The following is a 4,563-nucleotide window of genomic DNA, read 5'->3' on the forward strand; positions in this document are numbered from 1 at the left end:
CTCCTCAAGATAAGGTTTCCCACCCGGCGCTCACCGGGTGCCGGGGTAAGACCCCTGGAAGACTACCAGGTAGATAGGCCGGGCGTGTAAGCCGGGTAACCGGTTGAGCGGACCGGTACTAATAGGTCGAGGCCTTGACCTCATATACCTGCGGGTTCTCACTGTGAAGTTTTGAGGGAATATACAGGTTTTCCGGTGGCTATACCGGAGGGGAAACACCCGTTCCCATCCCGAACACGGAAGTTAAGCCCTCCAGGGCCGATGGTACTTGGGGGCCTACCCCCGGGAGAGTAGGTCGCTGCCGGAAAACTTTTCTTAACCCCCGGTTCATCAGCCGGGGGTAATAATTTTATCCTGCAGGTCTATAAACTGCCGGCCACAAGCGCCGGCTTTTTTGTTATATAATATCCATGTGGTTGTAACCCGGAGCAAAATTTAAGATTGGATGGATTATGATGGACATGCTGGAAGCGTTGATGGCCCCACCACTGAAAATACTTCGGAAATATTACCACCCGGAAACTGAACTTTATCATTTACTGGTGGAACACAGTAAGGCGGTAGCCCGTAAGGCACTGAAAGTGGCGGATAAAGTTAGCCATCTTCATCCCGATCGCAAGTTTCTTGTTGAAGCCGCTATGCTCCACGATATAGGTATTTTTTTGACCTATCTACCTCAGATTGGCTGCCGGGGTGAAAAGCCATACGTCTGCCACGGCTACCTCGGGCGTGAACTTTTAGAAAATGAGGGTCTGCCTTTGCATGCCCTTGTTTGCGAGCGGCACGTGGGTGCAGGAATTACGAAAGAGGAAATTATAGAACATTGTCTCCCCCTGCCGCCCAGAGATATGGTGCCGGTTACACTTGAGGAAAAAATTATTTGCTATGCCGATAAGTTTTTCTCCAAAAACAGGGATGCCATTGACCGGGAAAAAACAGTGGCTGAGATCGAGCGGGAACTTTCTCATCATGGCTCCGGCCAGGTAATGCGGTTTTTTCAATGGCACAGGCTTTTTTCATAATGGTTCCGGTAATCTGGCTGCAGGGAAATTTTAAATCCCGTCACCGACGGGTATATATTCCCATAACATTGTTTTTAGAGGGTAAAAAACATGAACCGGAGGGTGTTGGGGTGGACTCCTTTCGTTTTTACCAACCTCTTGAAAATAACTGGTATTATGTTACCGATCCCCTGGGTTTTCAATCCCTGCAGCAGTATGGAAGGCTCATTGACTATCTGATTCCATTCTGGTACGGGGTAACCTGGCAGGGAGAGCTTAACGAGCAATCCGACCCCCGGTCACTGGGGCTTATTCGAGAATTAAACCTCCCCGTCCTGGCCATCGTGCATAATTATTCCAGCCCGGCGTACAGTACCCTTGTCCATGCCCTGTTGACCGATAATAATCTACGTCAAACGTTAATTAACAGTATTTTAAACATGCTGCGCCGTACCGGGTATGCCGGGGTAAACATTGATTTTGAGTTTGTACCCCCTGAAGACCGGCCGTACCTGACCAGGTTTATGACCGAACTTTATCAGGTTTTAAAGCCGGAAGGGTTTTTGATCACGATTTCCGTTCCCGCTGAACTGGAGGATAATCCCCGCCATCCGTTTTCCGGGGCGTTCAGCTACCCGGAACTGGGTGCGGTAAGCGACCAGGTATACCTTCTGGCTTATGATGAGCATTTTGCTATGCCGGGGCCGATAGCTTCTATAGGTTTTGTACAGCAGGTTTTAAATTATGCCCTGTCCGTAATCCCGCGCTTTAAAATTCGCCTTGGCATTCCCGTCTATGGTTATGACTGGATGGAAGGAGTGAATTTTCCGGAAACACTGTCCTACCGGCAGGCTGTAGAACGGGCCAGGGAATACGGTGTAACTCCCCGTTATGACGAAGCAGCCCAGGAGTGGACCTATACCTACCAGGTAAATGGTATAACCCACATTGTATGGTTTGAGGATGTCCGCAGCTTTGCCGCCAAAATGGCTGTCGTGCGGCGGGAGAATGTACCGGGGATTGGTGTCTGGCGCCTGGGCCTTGAAGATTCCCGGATCTGGGCTTTCCTTGGCCCCCTGCAAATTAATTAATTATAGTTATTACGAGACAATGAATAATAAAATAATTAAATTAAAGAAATAAAGGATTTTTGTGGCTTGATCAAGAATGTAAGACCTCCGATTACACCTCATACAGGGAGGTCTTTTTTTATGACTGATTATCGTAAGATGTGGTCTGACCTGGGGATGGATCTGGAGAAACATGACCGGCTGACCAGTGCTTTACCACTGGTCTACGAAGAGGTTTACCTGCAACAAAAAGATCGCCCGCAGGCCATGGAATACTTTGACCTGGTGGTTGCCGAGATTCATAGCTTGAGGATTGCCGAGCTGGTAGAACACCGCCGGCGTGGAGGTAAGGTTTGCGGGGCCTTTTGTGTATTTGTGCCCGTGGAGATTGTTCGTGCTGCCGGGGCTATTGCTGTGGGCCTGTGTGGCGGTTCTCAGTTCTGGATTCCCGATGGGGAAAAGGTATTGCCGCGGAACCTCTGCCCCCTGATTAAAGCTTCCCTGGGTGCCCGCCTGAGCGGGACCTGTCCTTATTTCCAATCGTGTGATCTTTTAATCGGCGAGACAACCTGCGATGGGAAGAAGAAGGCCTGGGAAGTTCTGGGTGAATTTGCCCCCGTTTATGTAATGGACCTGCCTCAGATGAAACGGCCGCAGGATCTGGCTGCCTGGCGCAAGGAGATAGAACTATTTCTGGCCAGGATGGAAGAATTAACCGGTTGCCGGGTTACACCAGAGAGGCTGGCAGAAGAAATCCGCCTCCAGAACCGGTTGCGCCGGGCGCTGGAGCGCCTGTACCGGGCCCGCAAGGCCGATCCGGTACCTGTAAGCGGGAAAGATGTCCTGCTGGTTACCCAGGTCAGTTTTTACGATGATCCCTCCCGTTTCATTGAAAAAACGGAAGCTGTGGCCGCAGAAGCGGAAGAGCGCATTGCCTCCGGCCGTGGGGTATTCCCCTCCGGGGCTCCGCGTATTCTTGTAACCGGTACCCCGATGGCCATTCCTAACTGGAAACTGCACCATATTATCGAAACGGCCGGTGCTGTGGTTGTTTGTGAGGAAACCTGTACCGGAACCCGCTTCTTCGAACATCAGGTGGATGAATCCAGGCAGACCCTGGAAGAACAGCTGCAGGCCCTGGCGGAACGTTACCTTAAGATAAACTGTTCCTGCTTTACTCCCAACCCGGGGCGTATTGATGATATTTTACGTCTGGTGGAAGAGTACCGGGCCGATGGCGTTATTTACTATAACCTGCAGTTCTGTCACGGTTACGCGGTTGAGTACTATGCCGTAGAGAAGGCTCTGAAAGCACGGGGTATTCCTGTGATGAAAGTGGAAACCGACTACAGTGAGGAGGACGCCGGCCAGCTGCGTACACGGGTGGAAGCCTTCCTGGAAATGTTGCGTTAGAAGTGCGGGAAAGGATGAGCGGTCTTAATATGGCGGTTCTGGGCATTGACATTGGTTCTCGAACCATCGGAGTGGTTGTATTAAATGAGAGCGGTGGGATGATATCAGGGCGGGTATTTGATAGCGGGCCCCGCCCCCTGGAGCGCGCCCGGGAAATAGCCGGGGACCTGTCGCAATACCGGCATATAGTGGCCACGGGTTACGGTCGCCACGGTGCCCGGGCGGATTTTGCCACCGATTTGATTACCGAAATCAAGGCCCACGCTCTGGGTGCCAGTTATCTCTTTCCTTCCTGCCGCACCGTACTCGACATCGGTGGCCAGGACAGTAAGGTAATCCGCCTGAATGAACGTGGCCGGGTTGTGGATTTTATTATGAATGATCGCTGTGCTGCCGGAACGGGTAAGTTCCTTGAGGTTATGGCCCAGAGCCTGGGCCTGTCACTGGAGGAAATGGTAGCTGCCGCTGCTCAAAGTGAAGAAAAGGTTATCTTAAACAGCATGTGTACCGTTTTTGCCGAATCAGAAGTGGTTTCGTTGCTGGCGGAAGGCCACCCCGTGGGAGTTGTGGCCCGGGCCGTACTCAATTCCATATGCGATCGCGCTCAAAATATGCTTTCGCGTATGGGTATTGTGCCTCCGGTGGTTTTTACCGGTGGAGTGGCGGCCATTCCCGGCCTGCCCGCTTACTTCGCCCGGCGTGCTGGCCTTCCGGATTTGCTGGTACCCACCAGCCCCCAGCTGGTTGGTGCCCTGGGCGCAGCCCTGTACGGAGCGGGGATGGAGGTTAAAGGTAAAGCCTCGGGATAATTTCCCGGGGCTTTATTTTTTAAACCGTACGGGATGGGCAAAAATCTGGTTGTTTATCCTCATGGATTTTCCGGGGTATAGGTCAACTGGTGAGTTGTTAAATGGTAATCACGACTGAAGCCGAAAGCCTGCCATTGTTAGATTGGTAGTTGAATTTTTCTTAAAAAAGAACCACTTCCAAGTGCCGTGTTAACGGCGCTTTTTTCTGGAGAATACATCAAAAGCAGAGAAATTTGCGCATTTGGTAACCGTATTTACCACACATTACGC

General features: G+C 51.5%; 4 protein-coding genes and 2 rRNA genes. All 6 read left to right on the forward strand.

Annotated features, from left to right (window positions below; translation table 11 throughout):
* Positions 1-142 (forward strand): 23S ribosomal RNA (locus tag BUB44_RS06125); the annotation flags it as partial.
* A 49-nt stretch (positions 143-191) separates the two neighbouring features.
* Positions 192-307: ribosomal RNA gene (gene rrf, locus BUB44_RS06130) — 5S ribosomal RNA — on the forward strand.
* 148 nt (positions 308-455) lie between these two features.
* On the forward strand, positions 456-1,022 hold the full coding sequence (locus BUB44_RS06135; RefSeq protein WP_083543125.1) for an HD domain-containing protein: 567 nt from the start codon (positions 456-458) through the stop codon (positions 1,020-1,022).
* A 110-nt stretch (positions 1,023-1,132) separates the two neighbouring features.
* Entirely contained in the window at positions 1,133-2,092 is a 960-nt protein-coding gene (locus tag BUB44_RS06140) for a glycosyl hydrolase family 18 protein (protein ID WP_073164384.1), read from the forward strand.
* 120 nt (positions 2,093-2,212) lie between these two features.
* A complete protein-coding gene (locus BUB44_RS06145) occupies positions 2,213-3,484 on the forward strand; it encodes a double-cubane-cluster-containing anaerobic reductase (RefSeq protein ID WP_073164241.1) in 1,272 nt (423 codons plus the stop codon).
* Between the two features lie 14 nt (positions 3,485-3,498).
* Positions 3,499-4,293 (forward strand): acyl-CoA dehydratase activase, encoded by a 795-nt coding sequence (locus BUB44_RS06150; protein ID WP_242655876.1) that lies wholly within the window; start codon positions 3,499-3,501, stop codon positions 4,291-4,293.
* Positions 4,294-4,563: the final 270 nt, after the last annotated feature.

This window comes from Desulfofundulus australicus DSM 11792, from assembly GCF_900129285.1.
In the GTDB taxonomy this organism is placed as follows: domain Bacteria; phylum Bacillota; class Desulfotomaculia; order Desulfotomaculales; family Desulfovirgulaceae; genus Desulfofundulus; species Desulfofundulus australicus.

Bases quoted from the DNA above. Each gene is read 5' to 3' on its own strand.
- BUB44_RS06135 (WP_083543125.1), top strand. From the start codon at position 456: ATGGACATGCTGGAAGCGTTGATGGCCCCACCACTGAAAATACTTCGG.
- BUB44_RS06145 (WP_073164241.1), top strand. From the start codon at position 2,213: ATGACTGATTATCGTAAGATGTGGTCTGACCTGGGGATGGATCTGGAG.
- BUB44_RS06150 (WP_242655876.1), top strand. From the start codon at position 3,499: ATGAGCGGTCTTAATATGGCGGTTCTGGGCATTGACATTGGTTCTCGA.